Here is a 15442-nt window from a genome sequence, read left to right on the forward strand (position 1 = left end):
TATCTTCTCATAAAAGAGAAGATTTTTTTATTTTCAAAATTAAATTGGAGGATTGATTATGTTTAAATCACTATCTAGTAAAAAAACTATATTTAATAAATTATTGGCTCTTGTAATGGTATCATCCATTGCCCTATCAGGCTGTGGAAGTAAAACTGAAAAAGCAACTACACAAGTTGATAATAATAAAGAAATAGTACTAGCCGCTCCTAGAGATATAGCTCCAGGAAAAGAAAATATACATTTCACCAATGTTATATCCTATGTATGGGAACCACTTGTTACTATGGACAAGAAAGGTGAACCTGCTCCTAAACTAGCTAGTTCTTGGGAAATGTCAAAGGATGCAAAACAATGGACCTTTAAACTTCGTCAGGGAGTAACTTTTCATAATGGAGAAAAGTTTAATGCAGACGTAGTAGTTGCTAACTTTGATAGATATAAAAAGCTAAAAAATGGTAAATCTAACTTCTATACTTTTAAAGTAGATAAAATATATCCAGGATTAATTGATTGTATTAAAGTAGATGACTATACAGTAAAATTAAACTTTAAAAATCCAGTTCCTACACTGCCATACAATATGGTTAACTTCGGAAGTCCTATATTCCATCCAAATGACTTTGGTAAAGATGGAAACTTTGTAGTGGATAAACCTAATGCAACAGGTCCTTTTAAACTAGTAGAATACAAGAAAAATTCTTACTGCATGTTAGAAGCTAATGATAATTATTGGGGTAAAAAAGCAAAATCTAAAAAAATAAAAATTAAAACTATTCCAGATCCTCAAACAAGATTTTCAGCCTTAAAATCTGGAGAAATTATGGGAGTTTTAGACTTAGGAGCAATTCCTCCTAATTTAGCTAAAGAACTTTTAAAAGATGATAACTTTACAAGTTCATATGAAAAATCAACAATTTCTCATTATCTTTATGCTAATGGAAATAAAGCTCCTTTTAATGATATTAGAATGAAGCAAGCAATAAGCCTTGCTTTAGATAGAGATTTGATTGTTAATAAATTTTATAACGGCTTCGGAAAATCTACACAAAATATTTTAAACTATACTTCTCCTTTTTATAAGGATATAAAACCAGAATACAACTTAGAAAAAGCACAAAACTTAGCTTCTAAAGTATTAAATGGTAAAACTGTTGATGTTCAACTTATAGTTCCTGCTCACTTGGTAAAAGCTTATCCTTACAAAGAAGAAGCTGAATACATACAAGCTACTTTGAAATCTATAGGATTAAATGTATCTATAGTTAATTGTGAATTAGCTGCTTCCAGAGAAATTGCTAAAAAAGGTAATTTTGATTTATTTATGGACAGACGTGGACTACCAAATATGGAACCATATACTATACTTGAAACACATATGAAGAGTACTGGCGATACGAATAAAGAATATAACTTAGGATATAAAAATTCTCATGTTGATGAATTATTACAAACTGCTACTAAAACTGTGGACATGGCAAAAAGAGGAGAAATATATAATGAACTTCAAAACATCTCAGCTAAAGAACTTCCTACAATTCCTCTTTTCAATGAAGTTAATTTAGTAGTTTCTAATAAAAAAGTTACTGGACACAATGCATTTATTTATGGAACTACTCTTCCAGAACTTCAATGGAGTAAATAAATGAGACAATCCTTAAAATACTTATTTAAAAAATTAATTCATTCAATTCCTATACTTATAGGAGTTTCAATTATTTCTTTTACATTAGGAGTATTGGCGCCGGGAGATCCGGCGCTTCAAATTCTTTCTATGGATGGTATAAATCAACCTACAGAAACAGAACTATTTAATCTTAGAGAAGAAATGGGATTAAACGATCCCCTTCCTATACAGTATGGAAATTGGATGAAGAAAGCCATTACTTGTGACTTAGGGAAATCTTATATCTCTGGGACACCAGTATTTGATGAACTAGTTAGAAGAATTCCAGTAACTTTTTCTATAGCCATATTTTCAGTAATTCTAGCCATTTTAATTGGAATACCTTTAGGAGTTATTATGGCAGTAAAAAATAATAGTTTTTTTGATAATATAGGAAGAATTATAGCTTTAATCTTTATTTCTATTCCTGGATTTTGGTTTTCGTTTATTTTGATAACAATCTTTTCAGAAAAACTTAAAATTCTCCCTACCAGTGGTTTAGAAGGTTTTAAAAGTCTTATTATGCCTTCTTTTATATTAGCTTCAGGAACTATTGGCATAATAATGCGACTTACAAGAGCTAATGTTTTAAAAGAACTTAATAAAAATTACATCATAACAGCAGAATCAAAGGGCCTTTCCTATAAAATTATAGTTATGAAACATGCCTTTTTAAATTCCTTATTACCAGTAATAACTCTTATAGGAAATTACTTTGCTGGTATACTTGGTGGTACTGCTATAATCGAAAGCATATTTGCTATCCCTGGTATGGGTAGCTTTGTTATTGAAGGAATATTTAATAGAGATTATCCTGTAGTACAAGGTTATGTTTTGTTTACAGGCATTGTTTATATAGTTTTTAACTTACTTATAGATTTATCCTACCTGCTTTTAAATCCTAAAATAAGACTTGGAGGTGAATCTTAATATGAAAATATATAAATTTGCTGTTGTTACTTTAGCTATAATTCTACTCTTAAGTATATTTGCCCCATTAATATCTCCTTATGATCCTATAAAAGTTGATATGTCAAATGCATTATTAACTTCTTGTAGAGAACATTTATTAGGAACAGATGCTTTAGGAAGAGATGTACTTAGTAGATTACTTTATGGTGGTCGAAGTTCCATTCTTCTATCTATTATAGCTTCAATAATAACTATGATCTTAGGCTTTATAATTGGAATACTATCTGGTTACTATGGTGGAAAATTAGATTCCTTTATACAAATAATAGTAAGCATACTACAATCCATACCTTCAATGAGCTTTATGATTGCTATCATAGGAATAATGGGACCTGGTATAAAAAGCATATTGTTATCTGTAGTTATTACATCTTGGGCTGGTTTTTCTAGAATAGTACGAAGTGAAGTTTTAAGTATACGTGAAGAAGATTATATAGAAGGTGCTAAAGCTATTGGTGCCATGGACTTTTATATAATAATTCATCACATAATTCCAAATATAATAGGCCCCTTTATAGTTTTATTTACAGTAAGAATAGGCAAAGTTATATTATCCATAGCAAGTCTTAGTTTCTTAGGACTTGGATTGCAACCCCCTACCCCTGATTGGGGAATAATGATAAGTGATGCTAAAACCTATTATCTTAGTCATCCTATATTAATAATAGCTCCTGGTATTGCTATTATGCTTTTAAGTTTAAGTATTAATATAATTGGAGATTTTATAAGAGATTATTTGGACAAAGGAAAAAATATTTATAATCAATATATATAAGAATACATAAATGAGGTAATTTTCATGAACATGGATATATGTATAAAAAATTTAAATGTGGAGTTCCCCACTAAAGAAGGAAATGTGCGAGCTGTAGACAATATTTCTCTAGAAATACCTATGGGAAAAGTACTAGGGCTTATAGGTGAAACAGGTAGTGGTAAATCTGTATTAGGATTATCCATATTAGGACTTTTATCTGGTAATGCAATTATTTCTGGTGAAATATTATATAAAAATATTAATTTATTATCATTAGATATTGATAATATGAGAAATTTAAGAGGAAATGATATATCTTTAATACCTCAAAATCCTGGTACTGCTTTAAATCCAATAATGAAGGTAGGAAAACAAATAAGTGAAGGAGCAGATGAAAATAGAAAAACTCGTAAAATCAAAGTACTTAATTTATTAAAAGAATTATTTCTTCCAGATCCTTATAAAGTTTCTCAGTCCTACCCCTTTGAGCTTAGTGGTGGTATGAAACAAAGGATTTTGGCCTCTATGGGTATATATTCTAATCCTAATTGGATTATTGCAGATGAACCTACCAAAGGACTTGATGCTATAGTTCGTGAACAAGTCTATGAAACCTTAAATAAGATAACTAATGATCATAATTGTAGCATGCTTTTAATTACCCACGATTTAATGCTTTCTAAAAATTTATGTGATGATATAGCAGTTATGTACGCTGGTGATATAGTGGAAATTGGAAAGGCTTATAACGTTTTAGAAAATTCTAATCATCCTTATACCAAAGGACTTGTATTTTCTCAGCCCCATAAAGGATTAAAGCCTATGGAAGGTTCTTCTCCTAGTCTTATTAATCCTCCTATAGGATGTAAATTTTCACCAAGATGTCCTAATAAAATGCCTATATGTTCATTAGTAAAACCTGATTTTTATACAATGGAAAATGGCTCTAAAGTGAGGTGCTTTTTATTTGATAAAAGTAAATAATTTAACTAAAACCTTTAAAGGAAATAGCTTTATAAAGTCCAAATCTTTAGTTTTAGATAATGTATCTTTACATATAAAAAAAGGAATTACCCTTGGACTTATAGGAGAAAGTGGTTGTGGCAAATCCACTTTAGGCAGAGCAATTCTTAAACTTCTTCCTTGTAATAGCGGAGAGATATATTTTGATGGTAACAACATAACAAAATACTCATCAAGAGACATGATAGATTTAAGAAAAAATATGCAAATAATATTTCAACATCCCGATACCTCTTTAAATCCTAGTAAAACTATATTGTTTAGCTTACTAGAGCCTATTTTAATTCACAATTTAATGGACAAAAATGAGGCAATAGAAAAAATCAAAGAATTTTTGCAATATGTCCATTTAAAAGAGGAAATTTTAAGTAGATATCCCCATCAAATAAGCGGAGGGCAAATTCAAAGAATAGCCCTTATTAGAGCTTTACTCTTGAAACCTAAATTTATAGTTTTAGATGAAGCAACTTCTATGCTAGATGTCTCTGTACAAGCTCAAATTATACAACTATTAAAGAAGATTCAAGAGGAATTTGGTATAACCTATTTATTTATATCTCATGATTTAGATTTAGTTACAGCTTTCTGTGATGAAATAGCAGTAATGAACTCGGGAAAAATTATTGAAGTAGGTAAAAATTATGATGTGTACAACAATCCTCAACATGACTACACTAAAAAACTAATTCATACATTTAAAAAATTCAAGGACTAAAATAATAGGGACGGTTATCAAAATTATACAATTGGGGACAGTTATTAACTTTAATAAAAAATTTCATAACTGTCCTCTAATATAGGTGGTGTTAAATATGAATAAAAGTACATTTATACAACATACTAAAACAAATTATGGATTGGACTTTGAAAAGCTTTGGCAAGAAAGTATACTAGCTAAAGATGAATATAATGTTCAAAGAGCTTTAGATTTTGATATAGAAAAAAGTTTTTGGAAAGACTTTGCTCCCAAATATGACAATACTGATACTTTATATGACTATGCTCCAGAAACTTTCCATAAACTATTACAAATAATAGGCAAAGATAAAGTCCTAGCAGAAATAGGTCCTGGAACTGGAAAGTTTACTTTGCCAATGTCAGCATATGCAAAAAAGATTTTAGCTATTGATGCTTCAGAATACATGCTAAAAATGCTTGATAAAAAGATTTCTCAAAATAACATTTTAAATGTTACTCCTATTTGTTCTAAATGGGAAGATGCTTCTATTGAAAAAGTGGACGCTATTTTCAATGTTAATGCTATATATCGTATGTGGAATATAAGAGATTCTTTAATGAAAATGAATAGTTTAGCTAAAGAAAAAGTTGTTATAGTATGGACATTGCAACGTTCGCCTTTTCACAGTATCTTTTGTAAACTTGAACAACCAGGTCTTAAAACCTTAAGTGATTATATACACATACAAAATCTCTTGTACGAATTGGGTATAGACGCAAATATAGAGTTTTTAGATATTATAAAACCTATAACCTATGCAAATACAGAGGATTTATATACTGACTTTATAGAGCAATACGGCAAAGAAATCCTTCCTATGAATAAAGTAAAAGAACTTTTGAATTGTCAGATTATAAAACATGAAGATAGTATAACATTTAATGCTAAATTGAAAGTTGCATATATATATTGGAATACTTTAAATTAAAAATTAACCCTGAGTAATTTTAAGTACTCAGGGTTAATCTTTTTAAACTTCCGAAGCATCATAGCCAGTAGTTTTTACAGCTTGTATCAATTCATCAATAGACACATCTCTTCCCTCTTCTAATGTAATTAAAGCTCTTTTCTTAAAATGACTTACCTTTGCCTTCTTTACTCCGTCCACCTTTTGAAGAACTTGTTTAACTGCAAGCTCACAATGAGTACACATCATTCCATATACTTTTAGTTCTATTTCTTTTCCATTAGATTTTTTATTAAAAAACAACATATGCTACACTTCCTTTATAATTTTATTGATAATAATTTTCATTTTCAATAAAATTATAACATTCTTTTCCCATTTTATAAAGGTAAATGTATGGGGGCAGTTATAAAAACTACTAGGGACGGTTGTGAAGTTTTTACTAAAATAACTGTATAAAGGTATAAAATTTATTAGTTGCTTCTCCATTTAAAAGCTTGAAATTTGATAACCGTCCCTATTTATATTTATTTTTCCATATATTTTAATTTATCACTCCCAACTACATTGTTAATTTACAAATTAAATATATTAATATTCTTTATATGGTTTTTTACTTATTTTGCCTATTTTATCGAATCTTTTTTTAAATTTCCGTACATTTTTCTATGTTATGTTTCATTATTTTCGTATATAATAGAATATATGACATTTTTTTATGTAAATTGTTCTATTTGTCACTACTAAGGAGGATGTCTAAAATTGTTAAAAAAAGGTCCTTAACTAATGAATTATAAATTTACAATATACTTGTTGATAAATTTTTAGGGGGAATGAGATCTTGAAATTTAAAAATATAAAATTAAAAAACTTTATTTTGTTATATCAATTAGCAAATGTATGCTTGATATTATTAATTTTATTTTTAATTATATACTTTAGTTTAAAACCATTGCTTACAAATAATATAAAAAGTAGTTCTTCTCAAACCATTGATGCATTAAATATTAATTTAAACACTTTTTTATCTGGAAAAGAAGCAATTGTGAAAGATCTAGCTAGTGACGAAATTATACAAGCTGGTGATTGGAAAAAAGATAAACATAGTTTAAATTACATGAATTCATGGTCTAAATCAATTATAGATGGTGGGGAAACTATTATAATGGATACATTTATAGTAAGACCTGACGATAGTGAATATACCTATCCTCATGTTGATTTACCTGCTGATCATAAACCAACACAAAGCTCTATTTATAAAGATGCTATAAATAATGTTGGAAAAGCCATTTGGACTAAGCCCTACTTAGATTCTTCTACTAATAAGTGGGTTATCTCTTGTATTACAGCAGTAAAAAATAATAATAAAATAAATGGCGTAGTAGGAATTGATGTTGATTTATCACAATTTATAAAAACTCTTAAATTTAACGTTGGTAATTCTGGATCTATTTATGGAGTTACAAAAGAAGGACTTTATCTCTTCAATAAAGATGCTTCTTTAATAGGAAAAGATTGCAAGAGTTCCATGGCTTATTTCAATAAATTAACAAAAGCTAGTGATTTTATACAAGAAAAAATAAATAGTAAAAATTATATGGTTTATTATAGTAGCAACGAACGATTAGATATGTTTTTAATCGGCGAGATGACTAATGAACTTAATTATCTAAATAACTTTCTTTTAAAAGTAATTATTATTGGTTTAATAGTAGCTCTTATTATTGCATTTATTTCTTCTTTGATTATTTCAAATTTAACTTGTAAAAAACTTAATATATTTTCCGAAAGGTTTAAAAAGCTTTCTAATGGTGAGCTAAATGAAGACAATATAAGCCTTAGTGATAATATAATAGAATTAGCAGAAGTTAATAATATGTACCATAATATGATAACTTCCTTTAGAAATTTAGTAAGTAATACATCTTTATCTGAAGTAAATCTTAAGGAAAATATAACAGATTTAAAATCAATAGTTAACGAATCACATAAGGCTATTTCAGAATTGGATAATTCTCTTCAAAATATATCTGAATTATCTAATAAGCAAAGTATACGTATTGATAATGTAACTGGACTTGTTAAGTCTATAAATGATTTACTAAATTCATTAATCAATAATATTGAAAAAGCTACAACTGATTTGGATATTTGTCATAACGAGTTAAATAAAGGTTCTAGTACAGTTAATATTTTAATGAATAAAGTTGATGAAAGATCCAATTTAGAAAATTCTTTAAGTTCTGCTATAGATGATATTGCTAATAGTTCAAAAGAAATAAATATTATAAGTGAAACAGTCTCTCAAATAGCTGAACAAACAAATCTTCTTGCACTTAATGCATCTATTGAAGCTGCTAGAGCAGGTGAACATGGTAAAGGTTTTACAGTAGTAGCAGAAGAAGTAAAAAAATTAGCATCTGAAAGTAGTGATGCAACAAAGAAAATAAAACAATTAATTGATGAAATTCAATCTAAGTCTTCTTCAGCAGTTGATTGCATGAAATCCAATACTGAAGTTTCAGAGGCTGCAAAAGATTATTTATTAGGAACAATTAATGCCTATACTACCATAGGGACTAAGATATCTGGAATTAATGAACTAATGACTGGTAATTTAAAAGTAGTTAGTAAGGTAGTTAATGTTAAAGAGCAAATTGTTAAAGATGTAGATATCGTATACTCAAGCTCAGAGGAAATACAAAGAGAAATACAAGAAACCTCAACAAATTCAGAAGAACAATCCGCTGCTATAAACGAATTAAATGAACATTTTGATATGCTCATTGATTTAGCAAACTCATTAAGAGATTCCATAAGTAAGTTTAAGATATAATTTAAAGAACCTGAGTAATAGCGCTTACTCAGGTTCTTTTTCATCCTTCTATTTTGCAGTTAATTTTCTAATTTTCAAATCCTCTTCTGATGGAATATATTTTGAAAAATTCCCAGATAAATCTTTTTCACTTCTTATATTGATGTTAGAGGTATTTCCATTAGCATAAACATTAATGGTATCTCCAGAATTTATTGAACCATCTTCAAATTTATATATAATCTTATTTCCCTCAACTGTAATAGCTTGTACTACTAATCTGCCACCAGTTCTTTCATTGGTAAATATAAAGTCATCTTCATATAAATTATGTATGCTGTTATCTATATTTTCATCGAAAACTACGGCTACAGAATTATTGTTTAAAGAAGCATCTACTGTCCATAACTGGAACTGAGTTTTTGGTGTAAGTTCCATATTATAAACTCTATTTGATGATTCTTGCAATTTACGTCCTGCTATATCCGCTGAATTAGGGTTAATTATTTCTAATGTAGCATTTACTCCAGCCTTTTTTATAGCATTAGTCTTTCCATTATTTTGCACTCCACTATCAAAGGTTAAAATAATGCTTCTACCTAAGATACTTCCTCTATCTGGCTTTTGTCCCGCCACCTTAAAATCACTTATGTCTAAATTGCTTAAAGCATCTTTTAATAATAACTGAACTTTTATATCCTCACCATCATAATAAATCTTTACAGTATTAGGCACAGTACTTGGGCCACCAGTATATACCGTACTTATATACTCAAAATGAGCTATGTCTGATAAATTGTTTCCGCTTTTATCTTTAACATTTGTAACTCCTATCTTCACCACATAGCTTTCATATGTCCCATTACCTAATATATAGTTTGATGGAAAATAAATAACTACTGCCTTACAATCTTCCATTACAGAAACTTCTGCATTTGCAGGTAAAGCCTTTGTATCACCTACACCATTTACATAATAATAATTTGATGGATTTGTAATAGATTCTTTATCCATCTCTTCACTAAAAAATATAACTGCCTTTTGAGGAACATCTAATTTTTTAACTATTGCTGTAACAGTTGGAGCTATATCATCAACTCCATATACCGTACCATTATACTCATTCATTACATTTGGCATCCAATTAACGTCAATAATATCCTTAACCTTTAATTTATATTCAGCTTCTGTTAAAGCATTGGCTTTTGTAAATTTAATATCATATGCACTTATATTATCTAAAGCTACACCATTTGCCCCTTTAATCTCATCAATTTTATATGTAATATCAAGTCCATCACAATCAAACAATTTGTAATTAGATTTATTGGTTGCATATGTATTTAAAACATTTTTATTAAATTTTACACGCATTGTCGTACTATCAATCATTCTTGTGCTTATAATTTCAGGCTTAATATTATCCTTTGGAATATAAAAATCCACTCCCATATTTTCTTCTACCTTATTTCCATAAGCATCTTTAATATTATTTACTATTAAAATTTCATGTCCTCCATTTAAAAGTAGTGTTCCTGCTCCTTTTATTTTAACAATTCTATCTTTTGATCCTTCTTTAAAATCTAGTTCCGTTAAAATACAAGTACTGCCATTAATATTGTAATTGCTTCCATTAAGCGCTGTTTCTCTATTCATAGATCTATTAAAAGTTATATAAATAGTACCTGTAGCTGTGTCTCCTTTTATATCTATTATTTTCACTTTGTTATCCATAGTATAAATATTAAAGTTTGACTTAGTTTCTTTTATAGTAAATCCAGCTGCATTATCAAATTGTATACCAGAAATGCCATTAGGAATTTGAAGTGTATTTATACCTTGTCTAAGGCTTTCCTGGAAATAAAGTTCTACTGTATCTGCCCACTGACCTGAACTATTCCGAAAAGCAGTTAGTTCAGTATTTAATCCAATTTCAGTTACACCTTTCCCATTAATTTTTATTTTAGATATGGTGTCCATACTAATTCTTATAGATTGAGAAAATTTAACTATTAATTTCTTATCTCCAATTGGTACTACAGATTCTAATTTAGGATCATTAATATCCTTAAATGTAATCTTCTGTTCAAATTTAGCTATGTTATTATTTAATTCTCTATCTAATATTTTATTTTTTACTGTTATAATGCTATTTTTATACTGGGAACATGGATTAGATAAAGTAATAAGCACTGTCCTGTTGTCCTCTTGTAGATTAGCTGATGCCTTAAGTTCATCATTTGCTCCTAAATCCATGCCATCAACTTCATAGTTTTCTACATTCTCTGCTGTATCCTTATTAACTTCTGTGTTAAATACAATCTTAATTTGATTAAGTCCATTGGTAGTTACAGAAGCAACTGTTGGAGTACCACTTTGAGAATTTGACATAATCTCATCTATTCTCCAAATAGTTTTATCTAAAATAACTCCCTTTCCTCCTATTGCATTTAAATCCGTTGTCACAGTTGCCCTATTCTTAATATAGTCAATTGCCTTACTTGTAGATATTGAATTATCACTATGAAATAATACTAAGGGAGCAGCCCACTTTCCTGCTAAAACTCCTCCAACCAAAGCATCCGCATAACCTTGTCCACTAGCATTTGCAATATATAGTTTGTCATTTTTCAAATCATCTTTAAATTCTTCCAATATGTTTAAATTAGTTTCAAATCTATCAGCCCCACCATTTACTCTGTAAACAGCACCTAAAGCTTCATATGTACTACTATTTATAACGTAGTTTGTCCCTATAACTATAACCTGAGAGCTATTATCCTTTATAAACTGAAAAACTGGTTTCATTGAATCCGCACTATTATTTCCTAATAAAAGTATAGAACCCTTGGCTGCCGCTATTGGAGCTGCAGATAATGCATCGGAAAAGCCTCCCCCTCCAACTAACATAACATTTTTCGCTTCTACTCCTAGCTTCACTAATTCTTTTGCAACTGCTATATTAGTTTCATATCTGTTTTTTCCTTTAAGCTCTATTAAATTATATTTTCCTTTTAGAGAATCTCTTATCTTTCCAGATACAGAAGCTTCCCCACCTATTATGTATATATTTTCAGGTTTTAATATTTCCAATGCACCTTGAGTATTTATATTAAATTCTTTAGCTTTAGTTAAAAGTATTGGTGCATTTAACTGTTTAGCTAAAGTTGATGCACTTACCGCATCTGCATATCCTTCACCAGACACTAATATTACATCTTTTGAGCTAGTCCAATTTGTTGTGGCAATTTTAGCTGCTGTGGCATACCTATCTGCTTCTCCTATTCTAGTTACTTGTAATGGTGCAGCCTTTACTAATGCTGGCATGAAAATGTACAATATAAATGTTACTATTATAGAAACTTTTGCAACATTTCTAGTCATATAATAGATTCCTCCCGAAGCATATATTTTTAATTAATTATAACTTTGTAAAACACCACAAACAAGTCCTTATTCTTATGTAATTTTTGTAAATAACATAAGGACGGTTATCAACTTCCATATGCAAAGACAGTTACAAACTAAATAGGGACAGTTATTAAATTTTAATTAAGTAGCTTATGTAAAAGCCCAAAAATTGATAACCGTCCCTAATAATAAAGTTGTTAATTGTCCCTAATTTTTATAGTATGCTTTGGAGTACTGAATCCTTCTTGTTTATGAAATCTAAAACTGATGGTTCTATTATTTTATCAGGCATAAAAGATGGTGTATCCTCTTTTGAATTAGTAAAGTATTTTGTAGAATACCTAACTTTCATCTTAGTATTTGGTAGTTGAAAATTCTTCACTTCCCCATAATGATTTGGCTTACCTCCTGTAGGCTCTCCAACAAAAGTTGCCTTAGTTTCATTTCTAAAATATATGGAATTTAATATAGCTGATGAAAATGTCCTTCTTCCAACAATAACAAACAATCTTTTCTTATCATTTATATTGCGTTTTTTCACTTCTTCTATAAATGGTTCTAATATAGATGAACTTCCTCCCCCATTATCTCTCACATCCACAATCAACTTATCTACATTATTTTTATCTAACACTTCTAATAACTCTTTTGAAAAATCTTTAAATGGTTTTTCTTTCATTTCACTACATGAGTTATATTTAAAATATAATGTATTTTTATCCTTTAAATACTCAAACCAGTATTTCTTATCTTTATTTTTCATATATAGCGGAGTATTTTTATCATTATAGTCATTTATAAATAACTTTTTACTTTCTTTATTATACTCTATCTCTTTTATATTCACATTAATGATTTTGTTTCCTGAATCCTGAAATGTAAATGTGGTCTTTTCTCTACTATCTATTATCTTTAAGCCATGAAGTATATCTGGCATAGTTATAAAACTAGGAATCATACTTTTAAGCTCTGCCTCATTTTCATGAGATATAACTTCAGCAACTTCCTTACTTATTTCATCTATATTTTTCCCATTGATTTTAACTAACTTACAGTTCATTATTTGTTTATACTCTGGTATAGTGCTTGTCACATATATTCCTTCTTTAAACCAATACAAACTTATTGGATACATTTTGTTATAATCTAAATAAGCTGAAGTATGTCCATCATTTACAGAAGCTACTATTTTATATATGCCTACTTTAACTTCATCGTCATTCATTTTTGGCACTGCTTCTTTAAGTTCTTCTATCTTCTTATTAAACTCTTCTTCCTTCAAACTAAAAAACAAATTTTTGTGTTTTTTAGGTAACTGTTTTGATAAATACTCTATATCTTTTGTCCATTTTTCTTCTCTATTTCCTGGAGCCGCTGCATATTTACTTTTACATCCCCCGATTACAGTACCTATAATAAATAATATGGTTATAAGTAAAATATTTCCCCTTTTCATTCTATCATCCCCCAATCTACATCATCATATTTACTATACATATCCTAACTAGCAAATATCACTTTTTTTATAATAAATTATGCAAAGGGCAGAAGTTACTATAAAAAACACTATGGCAATAACTATAGATTGATTTTTTATAACTATTTGCATATTATTTTTTCCAGCTGACATTACAGGCATAGCTGGATAATATAACGGAAAATATATATTGCCCTCATTAAACTCTGCTATAGATATAGTTATTAGGGTTCCTATAGCACTATACGCCATTGGCATTATTAAATTTCGGCTTATACTTCCTATAAGTATTCCCAAAGGTGCTATTGCAAATTGAAACAGCATTGAATAGCAATATATTTTTATATTTAGTATTAGGAAATCTTTTGCTAAAGGTTCATGATCTATAATGCTTCCTGTAATGAGTATTGCTATGAATTGCAATATATACACAAAAGCAATACAAGCAAATACAGTTATTAACTTGCATATAAAAACTTTAGTTTTACTTAGTGGATATGAATATGCAGCATATGCAACTCTTTCTGAAAACTCCCTAGTGTAAATATAAGAAGCCACTAAAGTAAATAGTAATAACCCTACAACTAAAAATGTCATAGCTTCTATATTTGTCATATACGTATCCCACTCTACAATATCTTCTCTAAATATTTGTCCCCAAAGCATAAGTAAGGGTTCAGCTAATGCTCCTATTATTAATACTAAAAAAATAGGTGATCTTTTTATCTTTAAAAATTCACAATAAATACCATTATGCATTGCTTTCTCCTCCTGTTAATCTTATAAAATAATCTTCTAAATTATCTACAGTTATATATATTTCATCTACTCTTACATCATTTGATACTAAAGTTTTATTTATATTCCATCCTTCATTCAACTTTTCATATACTCTTATTAGTCCGTCCTCCCATATTACATAGTCATTTATCCCCAGGTTTTTTTCAAGTAAAAATGAAGCTTTTTTATCGTTGTCCACCTTCAACTGAATATAATGTCTATTTCTCTTTTGAAGCTCATCATAACTTATTTCTTCGAGAAGTCTTCCTTTGTGTATTATTCCTATTTTTGTAGCTAGAAGCTGTACTTCACTTAAAATATGGCTGGAAATGAGAAGTGTTATTTCATACTTTTTATTTAAATTCAATATAAGTTCCCTTATTTCCTTTATGCCAATAGGATCTAATCCATTAGTTGGTTCATCTAATATTAAAAATTCAGGATGATGCAAAAGTGCTCTTGCAATTCCTAGTCTCTGTTTCATTCCTAATGAAAAATTCTTAACCTTTTTTCCCTGTATATCCTTAAGTCCCACCATTTCTAAAGCGTTACGTATACTATCTTTTCCTGCAAATCCTATCATTCTTCTATGTATCTCTAAATTTTCTTCTCCAGTAAGATTTAAATAAAAGCCTGGATAATCTATTAAAGATCCTATTCTCCCATAACATTTGTTATCTAAAGCTTTATTCCCAAATAACTCTATTTCTCCACTACTAACCTTTGAAAGTCCCATAATCATTTTTATAGTAGTAGTTTTTCCTGCTCCATTTTTCCCAAGGAATCCATAAATATCTCCCCTACCTACATTTATATTTAAACTATCTACTGCATTTACATTTTTATAAGTTTTAGTTAAATTATAAGTTCTAAGTACATGCTCCATAAAATC

At 28.9% G+C, this 15442-nt stretch carries 12 protein-coding genes; 7 read left to right on the top strand and 5 right to left on the bottom strand.

What is annotated here, in order from left to right; all coding sequences use genetic code 11:
- The first annotated feature begins 58 nt into the window (after nucleotides 1-58).
- The 6 genes from T514_RS0106555 (at nucleotide 59) to T514_RS0106580 (ending at nucleotide 6085) form a co-directional block, all read left to right on the top strand.
- On the top strand, nucleotides 59-1645 hold the full coding sequence (locus T514_RS0106555; protein ID WP_027624051.1) for an ABC transporter substrate-binding protein: 1587 nt from the start codon (nucleotides 59-61) through the stop codon (nucleotides 1643-1645).
- On the top strand, nucleotides 1646-2596 hold the full coding sequence (gene nikB, locus T514_RS0106560; RefSeq protein WP_027624052.1) for a nickel ABC transporter permease: 951 nt from the start codon (nucleotides 1646-1648) through the stop codon (nucleotides 2594-2596).
- 1 nt (nucleotide 2597) lies between these two features.
- Nucleotides 2598-3413, top strand: coding sequence for an ABC transporter permease (locus T514_RS0106565; RefSeq protein WP_034868352.1), 816 nt, complete (start codon nucleotides 2598-2600; stop codon nucleotides 3411-3413).
- Nucleotides 3414-3437: 24 nt separating this feature from the next.
- On the top strand, nucleotides 3438-4379 hold the full coding sequence (locus T514_RS0106570; RefSeq protein WP_027624054.1) for an ABC transporter ATP-binding protein: 942 nt from the start codon (nucleotides 3438-3440) through the stop codon (nucleotides 4377-4379).
- On the top strand, nucleotides 4363-5133 hold the full coding sequence (locus T514_RS0106575; RefSeq protein ID WP_027624055.1) for an ABC transporter ATP-binding protein: 771 nt from the start codon (nucleotides 4363-4365) through the stop codon (nucleotides 5131-5133). Before T514_RS0106570 ends, T514_RS0106575 begins: the two co-directional genes overlap by 17 nt.
- A 97-nt stretch (nucleotides 5134-5230) precedes the next feature.
- Entirely contained in the window at nucleotides 5231-6085 is an 855-nt protein-coding gene (locus T514_RS0106580; protein ID WP_027624056.1) for a class I SAM-dependent methyltransferase, read from the top strand.
- Nucleotides 6086-6127: 42 nt separating this feature from the next.
- Here the strand turns inward: T514_RS0106580 and T514_RS0106585 are convergent, their stop codons facing one another.
- Nucleotides 6128-6367 carry a cation transporter gene (locus T514_RS0106585; RefSeq protein WP_027624057.1) on the bottom strand — a complete coding sequence of 80 codons (240 nt, stop codon included), beginning with the start codon at nucleotides 6365-6367 and terminating at the stop codon, nucleotides 6128-6130.
- Nucleotides 6368-6905: 538 nt separating this feature from the next.
- Here T514_RS0106585 and T514_RS0106590 point away from each other — a divergent pair.
- The gene (locus tag T514_RS0106590) at nucleotides 6906-8903 is read left to right on the top strand and encodes a methyl-accepting chemotaxis protein (RefSeq protein ID WP_027624058.1); all 1998 of its coding nucleotides are present in this window, start codon (nucleotides 6906-6908) and stop codon (nucleotides 8901-8903) included.
- Nucleotides 8904-8951: 48 nt separating this feature from the next.
- Here T514_RS0106590 and T514_RS0106595 read toward each other — a convergent pair whose 3' ends face one another.
- From T514_RS0106595 to T514_RS0106610, 4 genes are all read right to left on the bottom strand, one after another.
- Nucleotides 8952-12266, bottom strand: coding sequence for a cell wall-binding repeat-containing protein (locus T514_RS0106595; RefSeq protein ID WP_027624059.1), 3315 nt, complete (start codon nucleotides 12264-12266; stop codon nucleotides 8952-8954).
- A 241-nt stretch (nucleotides 12267-12507) separates the two neighbouring features.
- Nucleotides 12508-13749 carry a S41 family peptidase gene (locus T514_RS0106600; RefSeq protein ID WP_027624060.1) on the bottom strand — a complete coding sequence of 414 codons (1242 nt, stop codon included), beginning with the start codon at nucleotides 13747-13749 and terminating at the stop codon, nucleotides 12508-12510.
- Nucleotides 13750-13797: 48 nt separating this feature from the next.
- A complete protein-coding gene (locus T514_RS0106605; RefSeq protein WP_027624061.1) occupies nucleotides 13798-14529 on the bottom strand; it encodes an ABC transporter permease in 732 nt (243 codons plus the stop codon).
- Nucleotides 14522-15436, bottom strand: coding sequence for an ABC transporter ATP-binding protein (locus tag T514_RS0106610; RefSeq protein WP_027624062.1), 915 nt, complete (start codon nucleotides 15434-15436; stop codon nucleotides 14522-14524). Before T514_RS0106610 ends, T514_RS0106605 begins: the two co-directional genes overlap by 8 nt.
- Nucleotides 15437-15442 lie beyond the last annotated feature (6 nt).

The organism is Clostridium lundense DSM 17049 (assembly GCF_000619945.1).
In the GTDB taxonomy this organism is placed as follows: domain Bacteria; phylum Bacillota; class Clostridia; order Clostridiales; family Clostridiaceae; genus Clostridium_AO; species Clostridium_AO lundense.

Bases quoted from the DNA above. Each gene is read 5' to 3' on its own strand.
- T514_RS0106555 (WP_027624051.1), top strand. From the start codon at position 59: ATGTTTAAATCACTATCTAGTAAAAAAACTATATTTAATAAATTATTG.
- nikB (WP_027624052.1), top strand. From the start codon at position 1,646: ATGAGACAATCCTTAAAATACTTATTTAAAAAATTAATTCATTCAATT.
- T514_RS0106565 (WP_034868352.1), top strand. From the start codon at position 2,598: ATGAAAATATATAAATTTGCTGTTGTTACTTTAGCTATAATTCTACTC.
- T514_RS0106570 (WP_027624054.1), top strand. From the start codon at position 3,438: ATGAACATGGATATATGTATAAAAAATTTAAATGTGGAGTTCCCCACT.
- T514_RS0106580 (WP_027624056.1), top strand. From the start codon at position 5,231: ATGAATAAAAGTACATTTATACAACATACTAAAACAAATTATGGATTG.
- T514_RS0106595 (WP_027624059.1), bottom strand. From the start codon at position 12,266: ATGACTAGAAATGTTGCAAAAGTTTCTATAATAGTAACATTTATATTG.
- T514_RS0106600 (WP_027624060.1), bottom strand. From the start codon at position 13,749: ATGAAAAGGGGAAATATTTTACTTATAACCATATTATTTATTATAGGT.
- T514_RS0106605 (WP_027624061.1), bottom strand. From the start codon at position 14,529: ATGCATAATGGTATTTATTGTGAATTTTTAAAGATAAAAAGATCACCT.
- T514_RS0106610 (WP_027624062.1), bottom strand. From the start codon at position 15,436: ATGGAGCATGTACTTAGAACTTATAATTTAACTAAAACTTATAAAAAT.